Genomic DNA, 21,159 nt, shown 5'->3' on the forward strand with positions numbered 1-21,159 from the left:
CTACGGTGGTGGTGTGGACAGCAAGAACGCGCTCGGGGAGTTTCTGCGGGCCCGCCGGGAGCGGATCCGGCCCGAGGACGTGGGCCTGAGCGGCGGCGGGCTGCGCCGGGTGCCGGGGCTGCGCCGGGAGGAGGTCGCCCTGCTGGCCGGTATCAGCTCCGACTACTACCTGCGGCTGGAGCAGGGCCGCGACCGCAACCCGTCCGCGCAGGTGCTGGAGGCGCTCGCCCGGGTGCTGCGCCTGGACACCTCCGCGACCGCCCATCTGCTGAGCCTCGCGCAGCCGGAGCGGCCCGCCGTGTCCCGCCGACGGGTCAGGCGCCCCGAGGCGGTACCGGTGAGCGTCCGCGAGCTGCTCGACACCTGGTCCGGCCACCCGGCATACGTGCAGAACCGGTTCACGGACTGCCTCGCGGCCAACGCGCTGTGCCGGGCGCTGTCCCCGAACTACACGCCGGGTGTGAACCTGCTGCGGGCGGTGTTCCTCGACCCCGACGAGCGTGAACTGCGCCGTGACTGGGAGGAGTTGACCGCCGAGGGCGTGGCGACCCTGCGCGGCCACATCGGCCCCGACGTCGACGAACCCCGGCTGGTGGAGCTGGTGGGCGAGCTGTCCGTGCGCAGTGACCGCTTCCGGCTGCTGTGGAGCCGCCACGAGGTACGGCCCATGCTCGGCCGGACCAGCCTCCTCACCCACCCGCTCGTCGGCGACTTCGAGCTCCGGTCGAACAAGTTCGAGATCCCCGGTACGAACGCGCTGAGCGTGGTGGTCTTCCACGCCGAGCCGGGGAGCCGCAGCGCGGAACTGCTGGGCCTGCTGGGCAGCCTGACGGCGTCCGGCGCGACAACCTGGCGGGAGGATGCACGGGCCCCGGTCGGCGAGACGCCCCCGGAGGGAAATCGGCGGGCGGCGAGTGGCGAACTCTCCAGCCGGGGCGACCCGCGAACCGCGGCCGACGAGACGCCTCGCCAGGGCGACGCCCGGGCCGCGGCCGGCGAAGCACCTTCGCGCGAAACCCCGCTGGAGCGCGACGAGATCGCCCGGCTCGACGAGGACCGCTAGACAGACCTACCTGCCAGGCTTGCCGCTCAGATCTGCCAGGAACGCAGCCGGTCCGCCGCGCCGTAGACATCCGTCTTGCCGGAGATCAGATCGCGGGCGAGGTCGACGAGGGCGCCGTAGGGCGGATCGATGCCGACGCCGCTGACGAACATGTAGGCGACCGCCGTGGCGCAGGCGAAGCGGGCGTTGGCCGAGGGCAGGGGCTTGAGCAGGGCGAGGGTGTGCAGCAGGGCGGTGGCCCGCCAGGCCGGGTCGGAGTCGATGCCGAGCCGGGGCGGATCGACGCGGTGTCGGGCGACGGCTGCGACCAACGCCGAGAAGTCGTTGATGGTGGGCTGGTCCGGCAGGACTTCCTCATGGCGCTGGAGCAGCCAGGGCACGTCGATATGGATGACCGGAGTGACGGGCATGCGTCAGGCGACCCGCCCCTCGCCCTTGGCCGCCGGTTCGTCGTCCGGGAACGCGGCGGCGAACTCGTCGGCGTGCGTGGCGAAGAACCGGCGGAACGCCTCGGCGCCCTCCTGCAGCGCGCGGTGCCGGGCTATGTCGGCCGCGGCCGCCTCCCGCACGAGCGCCTTCATCGAGGTACCGCGCTCCTTGGCGATCTGCCGCAGGTCCTCAAGCTCGCGCTCGCTGAACTCCACGTTGAGAGCTGGCATGCCAACACGGTACCGCTCGGGTACTTACCCGTAAATACCACCAGGTCAAGAGGTACGTCCGACGGTACCGAGCGGGTCCCACCTCCATGTCCGAATCCCGCCGGTCCCGACCACGGTTCCGGAGCAGACTCGTCTCCATGAACACCGTCTGCACACTCACCGACAGCCCCCTGGGCGAGCTGCTCCTGACCGGCGAGAAGTCGCCGACCGGCACCACCCTCACCTCCCTGACCATGCCGGACCACCCGGCCATCCCCGCCGACTGGCAACGCGACGACGAGGCCTTCACCGAGGCCACCCGCCAGCTGTCCGCGTACTTCGCCGGGGACCTCACCCGCTTCGAACTCCCCCTCGCCGCCGAGGGAACGGAGTTCCAGCAGCGCGTCTGGCAGTCCCTCGACGAGATCCCGTACGGCACCACGACGACGTACGGCGCCCTCGCCGAGCGCCTGGGCGTGCCGCGCGCCGAAGTCCGGGCACTCGGAGCGGCACTCGGCGCCAACCCGCTCCTGCTGGTCCGCGCGTGCCACCGCGTGATCGGCGCGGACGGCTCGATGCGGGGGTACGCCGCCGGTGTCGAACGCAAGGTTCAACTGCTCACCCACGAGGGCGCGTTGCAGCCGATGCTCGGCTGACGGATGACGAGGACAAGGAGGGAGTTGGTCATGGACGCCACCAACTGGTCAGCTCTGGCCGAGGACTTGGACCTGTACGGCAGCGCGCCGACGGCACAGCTGCTCACACCCGCCGAGTGCCGCGACCTGGCCGCGCTGTACGAGAAGCCGGAACTGTTCCGCACCACCGTGGACATGGCCCGGCACCGCTTCGGCTCCGGCGAGTACCGCTACTTCACCCACGACCTGCCCGCACCGATCGCCGCCCTGCGCGCCGCGCTCTACCCGCGCCTGCTGCCGATCGCCCGGGACTGGGCGGCCCGCCTCGACCGCCCGTCCCCCTGGCCGGACGACCTGGACGAGTGGCTGGCCCGCTGCCATGCCGCCGGCCAGGACCGCTCGGCGCAGATCCTGCTCCGCTACGGCGAGGGCGACTGGAACGCCCTCCACCGCGATGTCTTCGGCGAGTTGGTCTTCCCGCTCCAGGTGGTGATCGGCCTCGACGAGTACGGCACCGACTACACGGGCGGCGAGTTCCTGATGGTCGAGCAACGCCCCCGAGCCCAGTCCCGGGCCACCGCGACCCCGCTCCAGCAGGGCCACGGCCTCGTGTTCACGACCCGCGACCGCCCGGTACGCACGAAACGCGGCTGGTCGTCCGGCCCGATGCGACACGGGGTGAGCACCGTACGCTCCGGCAGACGTCACGCGTTGGGCTTGGTGTTCCACGACGCGACTTGAGGGCGACTGATGAACGCGCTGCAGAACAGCGCTCCTAAAAAAGCGGACCGGCAAAGCCGAGTCCGCTTTTTAGGGGCGCGGGGAACTGCGCGACCAGCCCCCACCCACCCGCAGCCAACTATGTACCTCCAAAGCCCACGCCACCGACAGTCATCGCGCGGCCTCCTCCAACTCAGGCTCGGACATGGGCAGGGCATGCGGATTACCGGAAGGCCCCTGGTGTCGCCGCACGGCAAGACAAGCGAGCGCACCGGCCAGCAGAACAGCGACAGCGACATAAACGGCGGGCCCCATCGCATGGACGAACCCGTGCCCGAACACCTCCCCACCAAGCACCCGCATCCGCTCGGCAACACCATGCGGAACCCCACCCGGCGCACCCCCCTGCTGCCCCGCACCGACATCCGACTCCGCCTTCGAGAACGCGGCAACGAACGACTCCCGGTAAGCGACGGGGAGTTGACCGGCCCGAGCCCGTGCCTGCTCGGTCAAGGAAGACGCAAGCTCAGCCTGAAGCATCGCCCCGATCACCGCCCCGGCCAGCACCGACCCGACCTGCCGCAGCGCATTGGTGACACCGGACGCGGCCCCCGCGAGCCGGGGCGGAACGTTACGCATGACCTCCGTGGCCATCGGCGCGAACGTGCAGCCGACCCCCAACCCCGTGAGGAACAAGGGGAACGCGATGGTCAACCACCCCGTACCGACGTCCGCGACACCGACGACCCACACCAGTCCACCCGCCCAGGCCAGCAAGCCGCCCATCAGAATGAACTTGCCGCCGACCTTGTCCGCGAGCGCCCCCGCGGGCCCGGCCATCACGAACGAGCCGAGCGCCACCGGCAACAGCACGAGCCCCGCCTTCTGCGCACTGAAGCCGAGCACGGACTGCAGATAGATCGTCAGCGTCAGGAACATCCCGACCACACCGAACGACACGGTGACGCCGACGAAGTTGATGAGACTGAAGTTCCGGTCCTTGAACAGCGAGAAGGGGACCAGGGGTTCACCGTTCTGCAGACCGCGCTCGTGCACCAGGAACCCGGCGAAGAGAACGACGGCCGCACCGAACAGGCTCCAGATCCCGGCGTTCCAGTCGTACCGCTGTCCCTCCGTCAGTCCAAACGCCAGGCAGAACAAGGCAGTTGAGGCAAGGACGACGCCGAGGGTGTCGAAACGACGCCGCACCGTACGCCCGGCGCCCGGGATGACCGCCATGGTGAGCACGAGCACCAACGCGCCGATCGGCAGGTTGACGAAGAAGATCCAGCGCCAGGACAGATGGGTGATCAGCACCCCGCCGAGGATCGGACCGAGTGCGCCCGACACCCCCGCCACCGCGCCCCAGATGCCCATCGCCACACCGCGCCGGTCGGCCGGGAACACCTCGGCGATGATCGACAGGGTCTGCGGCATGAGCAGCGCCGCGCCCAACCCCTGCACCGCGCGGAACCCGATGAGCTGGGCGGGATCCTGCGCGAGGCCGCAGGCGAGGCTGGCCAGGGTGAAGACGGTTACTCCGGCGGCGAACAGGTTCCGTTTGCCGCGCAGGTCGCCGAGGCGGCCGCCGGTGATCAACAGGACGGCCAGCGCCAGCGTGTAGGCGTTGACGATCCACAGGATCTCGTCCAGCGACGCGCCGAGGTCCTCCCCGAGCTGAGGGATCGCGATGTTCACGATCGTCAGGTCGAGGAGGGTCATGAAGAACCCGAGCGAGAGCGTGATGAGGATCGCCCAGGGGTTGCCGTGCCACTTCTTGAACACGATGCCGACTCCTTGCATCCGAACTTCCGAACATCCGGCTACGCGTCCGACCGCACGTCGGACTCGCGTTCAAGAGGGCGACCGGCCGACGGGTGTGACACCGCGCGATTTTCCCGAGACGTACGTCACATTCAGGCCGTCGGCTGTCACATTCCGACCCCCGCCGCCCCTCGCAGTAGTGAGCACGCCACTGGGGAGGCGCATACATGTCCGAGATTTCCGGGATCGCTGTCACCGATGAGGCGACCACTGTCTTCATGGACCACCGGGAGCTGCTGTTCGGCCTCGTCTACAACATGCTGGGCAGCGTCGCCGACACCGACGACGTCCTCCAGGAGAGCTGGCTGTCCTGGACGTCGCGCGCCCGGCGCTCCCCGCTCGACACGATCACCAACCAGCGCGCCTATCTCGTCCGCATCGCGGTCAACCACGCGCTCCAGCGCCGCGCCACGGTCACCCGCCGCCGCGAGACGTACGTAGGCCCCTGGCTCCCGGAGCCGTTGGTCGACCAGCCCGCCGACGACGATCCCGTGGACCCCGCCCTGCGCGCCGAGTCCGTGTCGCTGGCCATGCTGGTCGTCCTGGAGTCACTGACCCCGCTGGAGCGCGCGGTCTTCGTCCTCAACGAGGTGTTCGGGTACGCCCACACCGAGATCGCGGACATCATCGAGCGCACCCCGGCCGCCGTACGGCAGCTCGCGCACCGGGCGCGGGCCCATGTGCACGCGCGCCGGCCGCTGTACGAGGCGCATCCCCGGGTGCGGCGGGAAGCGACCGAGCGGTTCGTGCGGGCGGCGATCGGCGGGGACCTCGCCGCGCTGATGGAGATCCTCGCGCCGGACGTCACGGTGTGGACCGACAGTGGGGGCAACCGGAAGCCGGCGGGACTGCGCCCGGTGCACGGCCGGGACAAGGCCGTCCGCCTCATCAACTCGTTCGCGAGCCGACGCCGTGGCCCCCAGGACCTGGAGCTGCGCTACCGCCGCGTCAACGGCGACGACGCGGCCGTGCTGTTCGAGGGCGACTCGCCGTACGCGGTGATGGTCATGGACCTCACGCCCGAGGGCGACCAGGTGTCCGGGGTCTACATCGTGACCAACCCCGAGAAGCTCACGCACGTCCACAAGGACGAGGACGAGGGGGCGGACCAGTGACCCGCACTTCCGACCCCTCGCGGGGCGAACGCGTCGCCGACTGGTTCGACGGCCGCCTCGGCATCCACACCCTCGGCAAGCAGTATCTGCGCAAGGTGTTCCCGGACCACTGGTCGTTCCTGCTCGGCGAGATCTGCCTCTACAGCTTCGTGGTCCTGATCCTGACGGGCATCTACCTCACCCTGTTCTTCCACCCGTCGATGAACGAGGTGACGTACCACGGGAGTTACGTGCCTCTGAACGGGATCCGGATGTCCGACGCCTACGCCTCGACGCTGCATCTCAGCTTCGACGTGCGGGGCGGGCTGCTGGTCCGGCAGTTGCACCACTGGGCGGCGCTGGTGTTCATCGCCGCGATGCTCACGCACATGATGCGGCACTTCTTCACGGGTTCGTTCCGCAAGCCGCGGGAGCTCAACTGGCTGTTCGGCTGGTCCCTGTTGTTCCTCGGCCTGTTCGAGGGCCTCTTCGGCTACTCGCTCCCGGACGACCTGCTGTCGGGCACGGGTATGCGCTTCGTGGACGGCGCGCTGCTGTCGGTCCCGATCGTCGGGACGTACCTCTCGATGTTCCTGTTCGGCGGCGAGTACCCCGGCCACGACATCGTGTCCCGCTTCTACTCACTCCACGTCCTGCTGATCCCGGGCATCATGGCGGCACTTGTGGTCGTGCACCTCATCCTGGTCGTCCACCACAAGCACACCCAGTTCGCGGGCCCCGGCCGCACCGAACGCAACGTCGTGGGCACCCCGTTCATGCCGGTCTACCTCGCGAAGGCGGGCGGCTTCTTCTTCCTGGTCTTCGGCGCCCTCACCCTCCTCGCGGCGGTGGCCTCCATCAACCCCGTCTGGTCCTACGGCCCTTACCGCGCCGACCAGGTCTCCACGGGCGCCCAGCCGGACTGGTACCTGGGCTTCGCGGAGGGCCTGGTCCGCGTCATGCCGGGCTGGGAAATCACCTTCTGGGGCCACACGTTGGTACTCGGCGTACTCATCCCCATCGTCGTCTTCCCGCTCCTCCTGGTCCTCATCGGCGTGTACCCGTTCCTGGAGTCCTGGCGGACCGGCGACAAACGCGAACACCACCTCCTGGACCGCCCCCGCAACCGCCCCACCCGCACCGGCATCGGCGTCGCCTGGATCAGCCTCTACCTGATCCTCCTCGCCGGCGGCGGCAACGACATCGTGGCGACCCGCCTCCACCTGTCGATCAACACGGTGACGTGGGCCGTGCGGGTGGCGGTGTTCGTCGTACCGACAGTCGCCTTCGTCGTGACCCGCCGCATCTGCCTGGGTCTCCAACTACGGGACACGGAACGGGTGTTGCACGGCCGCGAGACGGGGATCATCAAGCGCCTGCCGCACGGCGAGTACGTGGAGGTACACCGACCACTCGACCAGGCCGAACTCCACACGCTGACCGCACACAAGAGCCCGAGGGAACTCGTGGAGCGTGAGCCGTAGTTCAGCGGCTCCGCTTGCCGACACCCCGTCAATGGCCCGGACAGGCCACGTTCCCGTCCGGGCCGTCGACGACTTCGCTACCTGTTCCTTACCCTGCCGGAGCCTCCAACTTGCTGATCCGTAGGGCCCCTTGAGCAGTCCCAGGGTGGCTGCTCGTCAGCGTCAACCGCACCCGCGATCCGCGCACGGCACCGAAGGTGATGACGGTCGGAGCGTCCGAGGCCGTGGCCCAGTCGACGGCAGTCTCCGCGACCGGCACCCACCTGCGCCCGTCCCACACCGCGACCGCCACCGCCGCAGGCAGACTGTGTGTCCCGTCCAGCGTGAACGACACCTCCACCCGGTCGAAGGACCGCCCCCTCCCCCAGTCCGCCGACACCCAGTCCTCCGCACGAGCCCCACTGAACCCCGGCAGCAGAGCCGTGGCCGACTTCGCGAACGCGTTGGACCAGCCGGTCGCCGAGTCACCGTCGAGCATGGCGGCGGGGAGCGTGTCGGGTCGGCCCGAGTAACTCGCGTCGGCGTACGGGTAGTTCAGGGGCGCCGGGTGGTCGGCCTCGAAGCGCGGCGCCGACGTCGCGGCCACGTCCCGGCCAGGCGTCGTCCGCACCGTCACCGTCCCGCCCCGCAGCCCCTCCGCCCGCGCCGTCACCTTCAGCGAGCCCGCCTTCGTACCGGACCGCACGATTGCAAGTGCCTTGCCGTGGAAGGCGGTTCGGGTGCTTGCCTGGTAACGCTCGACGCTCTCCTCCCGCCCGTTGTCGAGCCCGGCCAGTGACCCGCCCCTCACCTCGAAGGCGATCAGATCCTCCGCGTCGGGCAGGACGACACCGTGGGCGTCGACGACCTCCGCGGTCACGAAGACCAGTGAACGGCCGTCGGCGGCAAGGGACTTGCGGTCGGCCGTGAGGCGCACGGCGTGCGCGGCCCCCGCCGTGCGCAGCACGTCCGATGCGACCGTCTTCCCGCCGCTGCGCGCGACCGCCTTCAACTCGCCCGGCTCGTACGGGACTTTCCACATCAGGTGGAGCTTGCCCGCGCTGCCGTTCGGGCTGGTGTAGCTGCCCGGGTAGGGGCCGGTGGTGAAGGTCTTGTCGTCGCCGGTGGCTTCGGTGGTCTCCAGGTAGGTGCGGCCGTCGGTGGTCGTCTTGGTGTCGAACTCCCTTACGCCCAGGGACTTTCCGTTGAGGAACAGCTCGACGGTGTCGACGTTGGCATAGGCCCAGACCTCGACCGTGTCGCCCGGCTGGTGGTTCCAGCTCATCGGCACCAGATGGACCATGGGCTCGCCGACCCACTGGCTGCGGAAGAGGTGGTACATGTCCTTCGGGAAGCCGGCCGTGTCGACCGCGCCGAAGAAGGACGCCTTGACCGGGAAGACGTCGTACGGCGTCGGCTCCCCGATGTAGTCGATGCCGGACCACAGGAACTGGCCCGCGAACCACTTCCGGTCCCGGTCCTTCTTGTGTCCGTACTCGCCGCTCATCGTCCAGGAGGCGAGGTTGTTGTCGTACGAGGAGGTGTCGCGCCGGCCCGGGGTGTAGTTCTCGCCGGTGTTGAGGTGCTCCGGCTCCTGGTAGGCGCCGCGTGTCGAGGTCTCCGAGGAGGACTCCGACTCGAAGAGGAACAGGTCCGGATAGGCCGCGTGCAGGCCGTCGACCGACTTGGCGGTGTTGTAGTTGAGGCCGAGTCCGTCGAGCTTGGCGAGCATGAGGTCGGCGGCGGAGCCCTTGGCGGGGATCCCGTGGTACTTGTTCGAGCCGATGACCACCGGCCGGGTGTCGTCCGCCGCCTTGACCGCGCCGATGATGCGGTCGGCCATCGCGAGGCCCGCGGTGGACGTGGAGTCGGGGATCTCGTTGCCGATGGACCACAGCACCACGGCGGGCGAGTTGCGGGCGGCGAGGACCATCTCGGTGGCGTCCCGCTCGCACCAGTCGTCGAAGAAACGATGGTAGTCGTAGGTCGTCTTGCCGGTGTGCCAGCAGTCGAAGGCCTCGACCATCATCACGATGCCCAACTCCTCGCAGGCCTGGATGATTTGGGGCGAGGGCGGGTTGTGCGAGGTGCGGAAGGCGTTGACGCCCATCGACTTCATGATGCTCAACTGCCTGCGTACGGCGTCAAGGCTGATCGCGGAGCCGAGGGCGCCCTGGTCGTGGTGGAGGTCGACGCCCTTGATCTTGGTGTGCGTGCCGTTGAGGGAGAAGCCCTCGTCCGGATCGAAGCGGTAGGTGCGGATGCCGAAGGGGGTGCTGTACGTGTCGACCCTCCTGCCGGCCACCCGCAGTTCGGTCTCCAGGGTGTAGCGGTGGTCCGGGGTCTCGATGCCCCACAACTTGGGCTTGGGGACGGTGAGTTCATGGGTCTCGGTGCCGCGGTCGGCGACCGTGACCGTGGAGCCGGCGCGGGCCACCGTCCGGCCGCCGGGGTCGACGACCCGCGATCCGATCTCGACCTCGCTCGCGGTGCCCGACTCGTTCAGCACGGTCGTCCGTACCCGTACGACGGCTCGCTCGGCGGTGACGTCCGGGGTCGTGACGTACGTGCCCCACCGTTCGACGTGCACCGGTTCGGTGATGACGAGGCGGGCCTCGCGGTAGATGCCGCTGCCCGAGTACCAGCGGCTGCTGGGGAGTTGGTTCCGTACCTGCACCGCGACGACGTTCTCCGTGGTGCCGTCGGTGTGCACCAGGTCGGTGAGGTCGAAGGCGAACCCCGTGTATCCGTAGGGGTGTTGGCCGACCTGCGTGCCGTTGCAGAAGACGTACGAGTCCATGTAGACGCCGTCGAACTCGACCGAGATCCGCTTGCCCGTGAAGACCGGCGGCAGGGTGAAGGCGATGCGGTACCAGCCGAGGCCGCCGGGGAAGAACCCGGTGCCGCTGGTCGTGCCGTATGCCGTGGTGGGGGTCTGTTCGATGCTCCAGTCGTGGGGGACCGCGACCTGGCGCCAGGCCGAGTCGTCGTAGTCCGGGGCGGCTGCCGTGGCGTAGGCGCCGGTCGGGTCGGTGATCCCGCCCGGGTTGACCAGCGCGAAGCGCCAGCCGTCCCGGAGGGGGACCGTGCGGCGGCCGGACACGCCCGCTGCGGCGGCGTGTGCGGGCGGGGCGGACAGGAGTGATGCGGCCGTCGGCGCGGCCGTGGAAGCGATCAAAACCGATCTGCGAGTGACCGTCATGGCGGCTCTCCCTCATCAGGGCCCAGAAGTACTCACAACTGATCGTGACCGAACAGATTCTGACGGGGTGCCACTCCGGGCCGTCAAGGGTGCGGAGGCGGACAGCTGTCCCGTGTGCCACTTCGACCGGTTTTCCCCCTTGCCCACCGCGGCCCCCGGCCCTGGGGGTTCTCGTCCGCGCGGGACTGTGACGCACTAGGCTGGAACGCAAGTGGCGTGTCTGTTCACTGTGAGTGCGCGCAATGGAGTGGCGACGATGAGACCGGTCTACCCGTTCGACGATGCCGCGACGGCGCGGGTTGTCATCGACGACGCGGGCACTCTGGTGGAGTGGAACGACGGGGCCAGGCGGCTCCTCGGCCACACCGCGGACGAGGTCGTGGGCCGCCCGGCCGTGCGGTTGCTGGCCGGCGGTGCCGAGGCGCTGCCCGGGATCACGGGTGCCCGCTGGGACGGCACGGTCTCGTTGCGCCATCGCGACGGGCGAGCGGTGCCCGTGTGGCTGCTGGCCCACCACCGGCGGCCCCGGGACGGCGGGCCTGGCGACTGGCTCGTCGTGACACCGTTGGAAGGGGGCGGTCCGCCCGCCTCCGAGGACCCTCTCGCGACCGCCGCGCTGACCCAGTCGCCGTGCGCCATCGCGGTCTACGACGAGCGACTGCGGCTGAGCCGGGTCAACGACGCGATGGCCGATGTGATCGGGCTGCCCGAGGAGCGCATCCAGGGGCTGCGGATCACCGAGATCGGCGGGAAGACGCAGAGTTCGGAGCTGGAGCAGTACATGCTGCGCGTGCTCACCTCCGGCACCGCCGAGGACTTCCAGATCTACATGCGCACCGGCGGTGAGGACACCGCGCACGCGTGGCTGGCCCGGATGGCGCCGATCACCGACGCCGAGGGCCGGGTGCGGGGCGTGTGCCTGGCCGCGCACGACTTCACCGAGAACTACCTGTCGCGGGAGCGGCTGCAACTCGTCAACGAGGCGAGCGTCCGCATCGGCACCACCCTCGACGTCACCCGTACGGCCCAAGAGCTCGCGGACGTCTGTGTGCCGGCCCTCGCCGACTTCGTCAGCATCGACCTGCTGGACCCGCAGGAGCACGGCGGTGAGCCCCCGACGGCGATCACCGCGCCGATCCGGCTGCGCCGGGCCGCGCACCAGTCGGTGCAGCAGGGCAGCCCCGAGGCCGTCGCCAAACCGGGCCAGCTGAACCTGTACCCGGAGCAGTCCCCGCAGGCCGACGCGCTGGTCGCGGGCCGCACGCTCGTCGCCTCCGGCCGGGCCCTCGAACTCTGGCTCGCCTGGGACCGCACCCGCACCAGGCGCGTGGAGGAGTACGGCATCCACTCCTCGATGGCCGTACCGATCCAGGCCCGCGGCGTCACCCTCGGCGTGGCGGTCCTCACCCGGTACCGGCGCATCGACCCGTTCGCCGACGACGACGTGCTGCTGGCCGAGGAGGTCACGGCCCGCGCCGCCGTCTGCATCGACAACGCCCGCCGCTTCTCCCGCGAACGCGAGACCGCGCTGGCCCTCCAGCGCAGCCTGCTCCCGCGCAAACTGCCGCGCACGGCCGCCCTGGAAGCGGCCTCGCGCTATCTGCCGGCGGCACGCGCCGGGGTCGGCGGCGACTGGTTCGACGTGATCCCGCTGTCCGGGATGCGGGTCGCCATGGTCGTCGGGGACGTCGTCGGCCACGGTATCCAGGCCTCCGCCACCATGGGCCGGCTGCGCACGGCCGTCCGCACCCTCGCCGACATCGACCTGGCCCCCGACGAGCTGCTGACCCACCTCGACGACCTCGTCGTACGGCTGTCCGCGGAGGCCGGCGGCGAGGGCAGCCCGGGCGAGGTCGGCGCGACCTGCCTGTACGCGGTGTACGACCCGGTGTCGCGGCGCTGCACGCTGGCCCGTGCCGGGCATCCGCCGCCGGTCATGATCCGGCCCGGTGGTCCGCCCGAGCCCGTCGACCTGCCCGCGGGACCGCCGCTGGGCCTGGGCGGGCTGCCCTTCGAGTCGGCCGAGTTCGAGCTGCCCGAGGGCACCGTGCTCGCGCTGTACACCGACGGGCTGATCGAGAGCCGGGAGCGGGACCTCGACGACAGTCAACGGCTGCTGTTCGACGCCCTGTACGCCCCTTCGGACTCCCTGGACGAGACCTGCGACCGGATCCTGCACGCCGTGCTCCCGCCGGGCGGTGCCGCCGACGACGTGGCGCTGCTGCTGGCCCGCACGCAGGGACTTCCGGCCGAGCAGGTCTCGACCTGGGACATCCCGGCCGACCCGTCACTCGTCGCCCCGATCCGCAAGCAGGTCGTAGAACAGCTCGACCAGTGGAACCTGAGCGAGGCCGGGTTCACGGCCGAGCTGGTGGTGAGCGAGCTGGTCACCAACGCGATCCGCTACGGCGCGCACCCCATCCGGCTCCGGCTGATCCATGACGCGACCACGCTGATCTGCGAGGTCTCCGACACCAACCACACGGCCCCGCACCTGCGCCGCGCCAAGACCTGGGACGAGGGCGGGCGCGGCCTGCTCCTGGTCGCGCAGCTCACCCAGCGCTGGGGCAGCCGGCACACGGCCGACGGCAAGACGATCTGGGCGGAGCTGTCCCTCTTCGACGAGGTCTGAGCCGTGCCAGGAGAGGTCGGTCGGCTCAGGAGAGGTCGGTCAGCCAGGGCCTGACCTGACGGCGGGCCTCGTGCAGCCGGGACTTGAGGGTGCCGAGCGGGATGCCGAGGCGCTCGGCGATGTCGGCGTACTCCAGATTGCAGATGTCCCGGTACACCAGCGGCGCGACCAGGTGCGGCTGCTCCCGCTCCAGGCGCTCCAGCGCCTCCAGGAGGTCGATCTTCGAGCCGGCGATCACGCTCGTGGTGCGCGGGTCGACGTGCTGTGACGTGTCGATCTCGGCCGGCTGCTCGGCGGCCCGCCGCTTCAGCTCGCGGTACTTCTGCCGCGAGCCGTTGGCGACCACCGTGTAGAGCCAGGTGCTGAAGAGGCTGCGGCCCTCGAACGTGCCGATCTTCCGGGCGACCTGCATCAGTACGTCCTGCGCCGCTTCCTCGGCGTCCTCACGGCACGGCAGGAACCGCCCGCACCGCCTCAGGACCTCGGGGCCGATCGACCGCAGCAGCTCGTCCAGGGCACCCGTGTCACCGGCCGCGGCCCGCCGCGCCAGCTCCTCGGTCCGTACCGTGTCCCGCACTGGATCCACTCCTCCGCCTCGGTCTACGAGCAGGCATGATAGTCCCATGCACTTCGTCGAACAGATCGGCCGCTACAGACTCGAACGCCGCCTGGGCACCGGCGCGTTCGGCACGGTCTGGCTCGCGCACGACGACGTGCTCGAAGCCCCGGTGGCCGTGAAGGTCCTCGCCGACAACTGGGCGCACCGCCTCGACATCGTCGACCGCTTCCTCTCCGAGGCCCGCCTGCTGCGCCGGGCCGACTCGAACAGGGTGGTGCAGGTCTACGACATCGGTGAGCTGCCCGACGGGCGGCCGTACTTCGTCATGGAGTACGCCGACGCCGGCACCCTCGCCGATCTGCTCACCGCGGGCCCCCTGCCTGTCCCCGAGGCGCTGCGGCTGACCGCGCTGGCCGCCCGGGGCGCCGCCGCTCTGCACAAGGCGGGGATCGTCCACCGGGACATCAAGCCGACCAACGTGCTGCTGCGCACCGCCCCGGACGGCAGCTATCGCGTCCTGCTCGCCGACCTGGGCCTGGCCAAGAGCCTGGCGCAGGGGTCCGGCCTCACCCTGGCCGCTGGTTCGGCGGGCTATCAGCCGCCGGAGCAGGCACAGCCCGGGTACGGCATCGACGAGCGCGCCGACGTGTACAGCCTGGGCGCGGTCGGCTACGAGCTGCTCACGGGCACGGTCCCGGGGGCGCCCGGTCAGGTCGTACGACCTGACCGGCTGCGGCCGGACGTGTCCCCCGACGTCCAGCGTGCCCTCCTCCGCGCGCTGGAGCCGGACCGGGAGCGGCGCTGGCCGACGGCGCGGGAGTTCGCGGAGGAGCTGGAGCGGCTGACCGCCGAGGCTGCCCCCACGCGCAGGCAACGCAGGCCGCACAGTCGGCACCGGAGTGTCGCGCTGATGGCGGGGCTGTTCGTCGTGGTGGCCGCCGGCGCGGCCACCGCGGTGCTGAACCTGTCGTCGTCACCCGGGAGTTCAGATCTGCGGGTCAAGGACAGCACCGGCCGGATCGTGGCCGATGTGCCCAATGCGTGGGGCCGTCAGTTGCGTGACTCGGGTTGGAATCCGCACGCCCTCGGGCTGACGGCCGGGCAGGAGCCGGGGCTGGCCGTCGCCGACGACCTGTCGAAGTGGCCGGACCTGTCGGCGGACGTGAACGGCGTGTTCATCGGCCTGAGCGAGCACGGCAGCGTGACGAGCGAGGTGGACGGCATCGCCCACTCCGGCTGCCGCTACGACGGCAGCCGCGCCTACTCGAACGCCACCTGGCGCGGCACGATCCGCACCTGGAGCGACTGCTCGGGCAGCACGGGCACCCTCTCGGAGACCGCGCTCCGCATGGTCGGCGGCGCCGCGCAGCCCCAGGTGTACGTCCAGATCCGGCAGCACAGCGGCGACGCGACCGCGCGCATACTCCGGTCGCTGCGGGTCACCTGATCACTGTCGACATCACTGTCAGAAAAAAATCCGGTGATCCCGCGAACCTTTCGACGCGCACCCGCATCGGACCCTTGTGACAGCGCGCGAGGCGCTGTGCGGTGAACTTCCAGGAGTGTTGAAGATGGCGAACACGTCTCAGTCCCTGCGCCGGGCGGCCCTGCTCGTGAGCGCGGTCGCGGTACTGGGCCTGACGACGGCCTGTGGCGACGGCAGCGGCACGGTGAGCAGCCCGCAGACCGAGTCGGGTACGGCCGCGCCGGCGGGCGGCGACGCCTCGGCCGACGGGTCCGGCACGCCGGCCTCCACGTCGGGCGGCACCGACACCGCCACCGGCTCGGACTCGACCTCGTCGGGTTCCTCCACGTCGACCTCCACGTCCTCGGGCTCCGGCGGCACGAGCACCAACACCGGCACCGCGAGCAGCAGCCGGTGCCACACCTCCGAGCTGAAGGCGAAGGTCGGCGGCAACGACCCGGGCGCCGGGCAGGAGAACTTCCCGATCGTCCTCACCAACGCGTCGGGCCGTACCTGCACGGTCCGCGGCTATCCCGGCGCCGCGTTCCTGAACGCGTCCGGCACGCAGCTGGGCGACGACCCGCAGCGCGAGTCCGGCAGCACCGCCACCACGGTCACGCTGAAGCCGGGGCAGAGCGCCTGGGCGGGCCTGACCTTCTCCAACCCGGAGATCAGCGGCGCGAAGACGGCGACCCCCAGCCGGCTGGCGGTGACCCCGCCCGACGAGAAGGACGCGCTGCACGTGACGTGGACGAACGGCGCGGTGCCTGTGTCGGGCAACTCGTCCTCGGTGCGTCTGACGGTGTTCAGCGCGGGTACGGGTTCCTGATCACGGGTTGCGCGCCGCGGCCTGGTTACATGGGGCGGGCACCACGTCCCGCGTCCCGGAGGACCGTCCCCTGAACACCCCGCTCGCCGAAACCCTGTCCGTCGTCCTGCTCGTCGCCGTCCTCGTGTGGGCCGTCGTACGTCCCTTCGGGTGGCCGGAGGCGGTGATGGCGGTCCCCGCCGCCGGGATCGCCGTGGCCACCGGGGCGATCTCGCTCGACCACGCACGGGCGGAGGCCGAGCAGCTCGGGCCGGTGGTCGGGTTCCTGGCGGCGGTGCTCGTGCTGGCCCACTTCTGCGATGTGGAGGGGCTGTTCCGGGCCTGCGGGGCGTGGATGGCGGAGTGGGCGAAGGGCAGTCCGAGTCGGCTGCTGACGGCGGTGTTCGCGCTGGCCTCGCTGATCACGGCCGTCCTGAGTCTCGACGCCACCATCGTGCTGCTGACCCCGGTCGTGTTCGCGACGGCGTCCCGGATGGGTGTCCGTCCGAAGCCGCACGTCTACGCCTGCACGCACCTCTCGAACACCGCCTCGCTGCTCCTGCCGGTCTCCAATCTCACGAACCTCCTCGCGTTCGCGGCGAGCGGCCTGAGCTTCACCCGCTTCGCGGGGCTGATGGTGCTGCCCTGGCTGGTCGCGATCGGCGCCGAGTACCTGGTGTTCCGGCGCTTCTTCGCCCGAGACCTCGCCGCGGCGGCACCCTCCCCTACGTCCGGCGACAAGCCCGAACTGCCGGTCTTCGCGCTGGCGACCGTCGCCTGCACCCTCGCCGGGTTCGTGCTGACCTCGGCGATCGGCATCGATCCGGCCTGGGCCGCGCTGGCGGGCGCGCTGGTCCTCGCCGGCCGGGCGCTGCTACGGCGGCAGGCGACCCCGCTCACGGTCGTGCGGGCCGCCGCGCCGTCCTTCCTCGCGTTCGTGCTGGCGCTCGGGATCGTGGTGCGGGCCGTGGTGGACAACGGGCTCTCGGACGCGCTCGGGCACCTCCTGCCGGGCGGGACCGGCATCGCGGCGCTCCTCGGGATCGCCGCCCTGGCCGCCGTACTGGCGAACCTCATCAACAACCTGCCGGCGGTCCTGGTCCTGCTGCCGCTGACCGCGCAGTCCGGGCCCGGGGCCGTGCTCGCCGTGCTGCTCGGGGTGAACATCGGACCGAACCTGACCTACGCCGGGTCGCTCGCGACGCTGCTGTGGCGGCGGATCGTGCATCAGCACGAACACGGCGTGGATCTCAAGGAGTTCACGAAGCTGGGGCTGCTCGCCGTGCCGTCCGCGCTCGTCCCGGCGGTGCTGGCACTGTGGGTGTCGCTCCAGGTTCTCTGACACCGAGGGAGGCCGAATGCGTGTGATCGCCTGGCTGGTCGAGGGCACATGGCCCGCCTGCGTGGACGCCGTACGGACGCATGCGCCGGAGGCGGACGAGGTGGTGCTGCTGCATGTGAGCGGACCGGACTTGCCCGGGGTCGCGCACGGCGCGTTCGCCGGGCTGCTCGGCCGGGGTGGTCCGCAGCGCGATCCCGGGACCCGGCTGGAGGACCTGGGGAGTACGTCGGCTGCGGAGCTGCTGGAGGCGGCGGCCGAGCGGCTGGGGCGGCCGTGCACCCTGACGGAGCGGGCCGGGCGCGTGGAGCGCGAGGTGGTGGCCGCCGCCGGGGACGCCGATCTGCTGGTGCTGGCCCGGGACGGCGACCGGGCGCGGCTCGGCCCGCACAGTCTCGGGCCCGCCGTCCGGTTCGCCGTCGATCACGCGCCCTGTCCGGTGCTGCTGGTGTGGCCGGAGGCGGCGCCGGGCATCTCGACCATGCCGCCACCTCCGCCGCATCCGCCGCACTGAGGCTCAGCGGCCGTGTCCACCGCCGCCGTTTCCGCCGCCGTTTCCGCCCCCGTATCCGCCGCCTCCGCCCCAGCCGCCCTGGCTGCCGCCCGTGCAGTACGACGGGTAGTAGTCGCAGTAGTCCATGGTCGGAGCCGAGGTCGTCGGCGTGGACTGCGGGGTCGACGCGCTCGGCGTCGGGGTGGGCGTCGCCGTCGGCGTCTTCGAGGGCGTCGGGGTGGCCTTCTTCGTCGTCGGGGTCGGCGAGCCGGTGCTGTCGGTGTCCCAGTTGACGACCTGCATCTGCGGGTCGGCCTTCGAGGTGTCGAAGACCCAGCGCTGCGCCGAGCCGTCCGCCCGGTTCTTCAGGACGAGCGCGCCGCCGCCGTCGGTGGAGGCGGGAGTCAGCGCCAGGTCCTGGTTCCAGCGCGGTACGAGGATGCCCTGGAGCGTGAAGTCGTAGCGGATGTTCTTCGCGGTCGACGAGGACGCGCTCGTACAGGGGGCGAGCTGTACCTCGAAGGCGAGGTGCGAGTCGAGGCAGAGGCCGGGGTCGGCGGTGCTGCGCAGGCGGCCGTCCGTCTCGTACGACCACTGCTGGCCGGCCGCCGAGGAGCAGGTCTGCAGTTCCGCGTCGTTGCCCTTGAGGGGCTTGTTGCCGGCGACGCCGATGCACAGGCCGGACTCGACGTTGTGCAGCCGGCCGCTGAGCGTGCCCTGGGTGGTGTCGTTCTTGCTGGCCCAGGAGGGGTCGGCGGATTCCTTGCCCGTGCCGGCGGCGCCGGCGGCCTGGCTCTCCGTGGTGGTCTTGTCGCCGCCGGAGCCGCCGATGGACCACAGGACGAGCGGGAGGACGACCAGTCCGCTCACGGTCAGCACGGCCACGGCGAGGTTGCGGCGGCGGACGCGCCGGGCCGCCTTGTGGGCCGATCTGAGTTCGCCGCGCCGCGGGCCGGGGTGCACCGCGAGTTCGGTCGAGGCGGACGACACCTCGGCGGGCAGCACGCGGCTGCCGGCCCTGACCTCCAGGTAGGCCCGCGCGCCCCAGCCGAGCACCGCTTCGGCCAGCGCGATGCCGAGCCCGGCGTTGAACTGGTTCAACTGGTCGGCGGTGTACCGGCAGTGCTTGCAGACGCTGAGGTGCATGGCGAGGTCCGGGTCGACCTCCGCGCCGCCGCGCCGGAAGGTGACGTCCAGCAGCCGGATGTACCGCATGCACTCGTCGTCCTGGGCGAGTTCGCGGTGGACCTGGAGGCATTCCTCGCGCAACCGGCCGCGGGCGCGCCCGAGTTCGACGTCGGCGCCTCCTTCGTCCAGGCCCAGCAGTCCGGCGGGTATCGAGAAGGGTTCGGACTCGACCTCGATGTGCCAGAGCAGGGTGCGGGCCGACTGGGGCAGCCGCTGGAACGCCCGGGAGAGCAGGCGCCGTTCGGGCACGGGCAGCATCCGGGCCGCGCCGCGGTCGCCGTCGCCGCTCGCCCAGCGCAGATCGGGGTGGAGCATTTCCTGCCGGTGGTCGGCGACCCATTCCGCGGCGATACGGCGCACGGTGACCAGTACCTGGGGGCGCCAGGCCGCGGTCGGTCCCGACTGCCGCAGGGATTCCCCGAAGAGCCGGGTGAAAGCGGCCGTGGTGAGCATTCCGGCGTGATGCGGTCCGTCGGTGCACAGCCGCGCATAGGCGAAGGCCGCTTCCCAGTGCCGGTCCAGCAGTTCGCCGACGGGTTGCAGCGCGGGCGTCGTCCCCGTCCACTTCTTCAGCTCGGCGCTGAGCTGCTCGTCGGTCACTTCGAAGTGGTGAGCGGAACTCGGGGAATTCGAGGGACCTGCGTCCTTCACGGCTGCATTCCTCCAGGTGAAACGTGGAATTCGGTCCATACCGGCGGGTATGCGACCCCGTCGACAGGTCGACAAAGTCCACCCGTCCGATTGATGGCATCCCGAACGTCCGCCTGGGGCAGCTCTTTTGAAGCAAGGGGGGTGACGTACGGGAGCGGCCTCGAGCGCGCGGAGGGGAATCATCTATGTGCCCGCGCGCCGACAGGCACACCTTTGCACAGGCCAGCGAGGCGGAACAAGGTCTCCCTGGGTTTTGTGCATTGCGGTCCGGTCCACCCAATTTGACGATTCGTCAATCGGGTCCGTTATGGGATTGCCACCGTATCCACACGGGAAATCCCGAAACCATTGACCGGAGGCCGCCCGGCGGACCCCGAGCGTCGGACGAGGGGACGGCCTTCATCCGGTTTTCCCAGGTCATGTTCCGGCAGCCCGGCCCATTGCCCGACGAGTCACTGGCGTCACGGGAGTTGACGGCTTCCCCGCCATCACCGATGAGGGAGTTCACGACCAACCAATAGGCACACGCCCGGCCTCCTGACACTGTGGTGTGACATAACACCGAGGAGGTCCCTATGACGGCCACGGACATCGGCGCGTTCGAGGAGGACGGGTTCACGGTCGCGCGCGGATTGTTCAGGTACGACGAAATCGACCGGCTCTGCGCGGAGTTCACGGCGCTGCACGCGTCCGGCCCGGTCCCCGGGCACTTCGAACCACGCGTCTCCGACGATCCCCTCCGGACCCACCCGAGGGTGATGCACCCTCACGAGATCAGCCGACTCGCCCTGCGTCTCCTCCTGGACCCGCGTCTGCGAAGCGTCCTGGAGCGCCTGTTCGGCGAGGAAGTACTGGCAGCGCAGAGCATGTTCTACTTCAAGCCGCCGGGAGCGCGCGGCCAGGCGCTGCACCAGGACAACTTCTATCTGCGGGCCGAGCCGGGCACGTGTGTGGCCGCGTGGATCGCGTGCGACGAGATCGACCGGGACAACGGCGGCCTGGAGGTCGTGCCCGGCACTCATCGCATGGACGTGTTCTGCCCGGAGGAGGCGGATCCCGGGGTGTCCTTCGCGCGCGAGTACGTGCCACCGCCGCCGGGGCTCACGCCCGTACCGGTCGACATGGCGCCCGGCGACGTCCTGTTCTTCAACGGCAGCCTGGTGCACGGCTCGCAGCCCAACCGCAGCCCGGACCGCTTCCGCCGTTCGTTCATCGGGCACTACGTGGGCCGCTCGGCCGACCGCATCGGGAGTTTCTACCGCACGATCTCGATGAGCGGCGAGCGGGTGCCGCTGGCGGAGAGCGCCGGGGCGGGCCCGTGCGGCACGGAATTCGCACCGCACGGCCCGCACTGACGGTCCGTCAAGAGCACCTGGAACAAGCCC

The 21,159-nt window shown here is 70.6% G+C and carries 16 protein-coding genes and 1 pseudogene; 11 read left to right on the forward strand and 6 right to left on the reverse strand.

Annotation, left to right across the window (positions count from 1 at the left end; translation table 11 throughout):
- Positions 1–13: 13 nt before the first annotated feature.
- A pseudogene (locus OG504_RS06700) lies at positions 14–841 on the forward strand (helix-turn-helix domain-containing protein); the annotation flags it as partial.
- A gap of 248 nt (positions 842–1,089) precedes the next feature.
- Here OG504_RS06700 and OG504_RS06705 read toward each other — a convergent pair.
- Positions 1,090–1,473: a toxin Doc gene (locus tag OG504_RS06705; RefSeq protein ID WP_266865812.1), complete on the reverse strand. Its 384-nt coding sequence runs from the start codon at positions 1,471–1,473 to the stop codon at positions 1,090–1,092.
- 3 nt (positions 1,474–1,476) lie between these two features.
- The gene (locus tag OG504_RS06710) at positions 1,477–1,722 is read right to left on the reverse strand and encodes a hypothetical protein (RefSeq protein WP_033278861.1); all 246 of its coding nucleotides are present in this window, start codon (positions 1,720–1,722) and stop codon (positions 1,477–1,479) included.
- Between the two features lie 137 nt (positions 1,723–1,859).
- On the opposite strand from OG504_RS06710, the gene OG504_RS06715 reads away from it, so the two are divergent.
- Both OG504_RS06715 and OG504_RS06720 read left to right on the forward strand, forming a co-directional pair.
- A complete protein-coding gene (locus tag OG504_RS06715) occupies positions 1,860–2,357 on the forward strand; it encodes a methylated-DNA--[protein]-cysteine S-methyltransferase (RefSeq protein WP_405988891.1) in 498 nt (165 codons plus the stop codon).
- A 30-nt stretch (positions 2,358–2,387) separates the two neighbouring features.
- Complete coding sequence (locus OG504_RS06720; protein WP_405988892.1) at positions 2,388–3,077, forward strand: 2OG-Fe(II) oxygenase; 690 nt, start codon at positions 2,388–2,390, stop codon at positions 3,075–3,077.
- 150 nt (positions 3,078–3,227) lie between these two features.
- Here OG504_RS06720 and OG504_RS06725 read toward each other — a convergent pair whose 3' ends face one another.
- Positions 3,228–4,841, reverse strand: a complete 1,614-nt coding sequence (locus tag OG504_RS06725; RefSeq protein ID WP_405988893.1) for a DHA2 family efflux MFS transporter permease subunit — start codon at positions 4,839–4,841, stop codon at positions 3,228–3,230.
- Between the two features lie 206 nt (positions 4,842–5,047).
- On the opposite strand from OG504_RS06725, the gene sigJ reads away from it, so the two are divergent.
- Complete coding sequence (sigJ, locus tag OG504_RS06730) at positions 5,048–5,995, forward strand: RNA polymerase sigma factor SigJ (RefSeq protein WP_405988894.1); 948 nt, start codon at positions 5,048–5,050, stop codon at positions 5,993–5,995.
- Positions 5,992–7,458 carry a cytochrome bc complex cytochrome b subunit gene (locus OG504_RS06735; protein ID WP_405988895.1) on the forward strand — a complete coding sequence of 489 codons (1,467 nt, stop codon included), beginning with the start codon at positions 5,992–5,994 and terminating at the stop codon, positions 7,456–7,458. The genes sigJ and OG504_RS06735 overlap by 4 nt, the downstream gene beginning before the upstream one ends.
- Before the next feature lie 88 nt (positions 7,459–7,546).
- Here the strand turns inward: OG504_RS06735 and OG504_RS06740 are convergent, their stop codons facing one another.
- A complete protein-coding gene (locus OG504_RS06740; protein ID WP_405988896.1) occupies positions 7,547–10,639 on the reverse strand; it encodes a glycoside hydrolase family 2 TIM barrel-domain containing protein in 3,093 nt (1,030 codons plus the stop codon).
- Positions 10,640–10,895: 256 nt separating this feature from the next.
- Here OG504_RS06740 and OG504_RS06745 point away from each other — a divergent pair, with 256 nt between their 5' ends.
- On the forward strand, positions 10,896–13,271 hold the full coding sequence (locus tag OG504_RS06745; RefSeq protein WP_405988897.1) for a SpoIIE family protein phosphatase: 2,376 nt from the start codon (positions 10,896–10,898) through the stop codon (positions 13,269–13,271).
- A 25-nt stretch (positions 13,272–13,296) separates the two neighbouring features.
- Here OG504_RS06745 and OG504_RS06750 read toward each other — a convergent pair whose 3' ends face one another.
- The gene (locus OG504_RS06750; protein ID WP_405988898.1) at positions 13,297–13,848 is read right to left on the reverse strand and encodes an RNA polymerase sigma factor; all 552 of its coding nucleotides are present in this window, start codon (positions 13,846–13,848) and stop codon (positions 13,297–13,299) included.
- A 46-nt stretch (positions 13,849–13,894) separates the two neighbouring features.
- Here OG504_RS06750 and OG504_RS06755 point away from each other — a divergent pair, with 46 nt between their 5' ends.
- The 4 genes from OG504_RS06755 (at position 13,895) to OG504_RS06770 (ending at position 17,956) form a co-directional block, all read left to right on the forward strand.
- Positions 13,895–15,277 (forward strand): serine/threonine-protein kinase, encoded by a 1,383-nt coding sequence (locus OG504_RS06755; protein ID WP_405988899.1) that lies wholly within the window; start codon positions 13,895–13,897, stop codon positions 15,275–15,277.
- A gap of 124 nt (positions 15,278–15,401) precedes the next feature.
- On the forward strand, positions 15,402–16,124 hold the full coding sequence (locus tag OG504_RS06760; RefSeq protein WP_405988900.1) for a DUF4232 domain-containing protein: 723 nt from the start codon (positions 15,402–15,404) through the stop codon (positions 16,122–16,124).
- A gap of 7 nt (positions 16,125–16,131) precedes the next feature.
- On the forward strand, positions 16,132–17,445 hold the full coding sequence (locus OG504_RS06765; protein ID WP_405988901.1) for an arsenic transporter: 1,314 nt from the start codon (positions 16,132–16,134) through the stop codon (positions 17,443–17,445).
- Between the two features lie 16 nt (positions 17,446–17,461).
- Positions 17,462–17,956 (forward strand): universal stress protein, encoded by a 495-nt coding sequence (locus tag OG504_RS06770; protein ID WP_405988902.1) that lies wholly within the window; start codon positions 17,462–17,464, stop codon positions 17,954–17,956.
- 3 nt (positions 17,957–17,959) lie between these two features.
- On the opposite strand, the gene OG504_RS06775 is transcribed toward OG504_RS06770, so the two are convergent.
- A complete protein-coding gene (locus tag OG504_RS06775) occupies positions 17,960–19,774 on the reverse strand; it encodes a ricin-type beta-trefoil lectin domain protein (protein WP_405988903.1) in 1,815 nt (604 codons plus the stop codon).
- A gap of 575 nt (positions 19,775–20,349) precedes the next feature.
- On the opposite strand from OG504_RS06775, the gene OG504_RS06780 reads away from it, so the two are divergent.
- On the forward strand, positions 20,350–21,129 hold the full coding sequence (locus tag OG504_RS06780; protein ID WP_405988904.1) for a phytanoyl-CoA dioxygenase family protein: 780 nt from the start codon (positions 20,350–20,352) through the stop codon (positions 21,127–21,129).
- Positions 21,130–21,159 lie beyond the last annotated feature (30 nt).

Source organism: Streptomyces sp. NBC_00986 (genome assembly GCF_045162565.1).
GTDB lineage: Bacteria > Actinomycetota > Actinomycetes > Streptomycetales > Streptomycetaceae > Streptomyces.

Bases quoted from the DNA above. Each gene is read 5' to 3' on its own strand.
- OG504_RS06710 (WP_033278861.1), bottom strand. From the start codon at position 1,722: ATGCCAGCTCTCAACGTGGAGTTCAGCGAGCGCGAGCTTGAGGACCTG.
- OG504_RS06755 (WP_405988899.1), top strand. From the start codon at position 13,895: ATGCACTTCGTCGAACAGATCGGCCGCTACAGACTCGAACGCCGCCTG.
- OG504_RS06745 (WP_405988897.1), top strand. From the start codon at position 10,896: ATGAGACCGGTCTACCCGTTCGACGATGCCGCGACGGCGCGGGTTGTC.
- OG504_RS06780 (WP_405988904.1), top strand. From the start codon at position 20,350: ATGACGGCCACGGACATCGGCGCGTTCGAGGAGGACGGGTTCACGGTC.
- OG504_RS06770 (WP_405988902.1), top strand. From the start codon at position 17,462: ATGCGTGTGATCGCCTGGCTGGTCGAGGGCACATGGCCCGCCTGCGTG.
- OG504_RS06715 (WP_405988891.1), top strand. From the start codon at position 1,860: ATGAACACCGTCTGCACACTCACCGACAGCCCCCTGGGCGAGCTGCTC.
- OG504_RS06760 (WP_405988900.1), top strand. From the start codon at position 15,402: ATGGCGAACACGTCTCAGTCCCTGCGCCGGGCGGCCCTGCTCGTGAGC.
- sigJ (WP_405988894.1), top strand. From the start codon at position 5,048: ATGTCCGAGATTTCCGGGATCGCTGTCACCGATGAGGCGACCACTGTC.
- OG504_RS06705 (WP_266865812.1), bottom strand. From the start codon at position 1,473: ATGCCCGTCACTCCGGTCATCCATATCGACGTGCCCTGGCTGCTCCAG.
- OG504_RS06740 (WP_405988896.1), bottom strand. From the start codon at position 10,639: ATGACGGTCACTCGCAGATCGGTTTTGATCGCTTCCACGGCCGCGCCG.
- OG504_RS06720 (WP_405988892.1), top strand. From the start codon at position 2,388: ATGGACGCCACCAACTGGTCAGCTCTGGCCGAGGACTTGGACCTGTAC.